The sequence below is a fragment of the Bacillus sp. JJ783 genome (assembly GCF_036963225.1).
Classification (GTDB): Bacteria; Bacillota; Bacilli; order Bacillales; family Bacillaceae_G; genus Bacillus_A; species Bacillus_A cereus_U.
In genome coordinates this window covers 15006-15277 of record NZ_JBALMG010000189.1, presented here as the reverse complement: position 1 = coordinate 15277, position 272 = coordinate 15006, and the positions used below count along the sequence as shown (strand labels likewise).

Below are 272 nucleotides of genomic sequence, written 5' to 3'. Positions count from 1 at the left end.
CATTTAAAGCAGGTAAAGAATTAAAAGAAGCTGTAAAATAAACAAGAAACCAGCCATTTTATAGGCTGGTTTCTTGTTTATTTCTTATTTAAGCAGTTCCTGTATATTCTCTGCATGATACACTTCACAAATATAAAATATACATTTGCAGTTCCTTACAATTTGATATTTTCTAGTTGGATAAACATTCGCTGAAACAGAACATCCATCAAACAATTCAATAATATTTCCAGATGGCTGATATCCTTCATATAATACGTTTCTTCTTACAT

At 29.4% G+C, this 272-nt stretch carries 1 pseudogene; it reads right to left on the bottom strand.

The window, feature by feature from the left end:
• Positions 1-84 precede the first annotated feature (84 nt).
• Positions 85-272: pseudogene (locus tag V7038_RS27410) on the bottom strand (cold-shock protein); the annotation flags it as partial.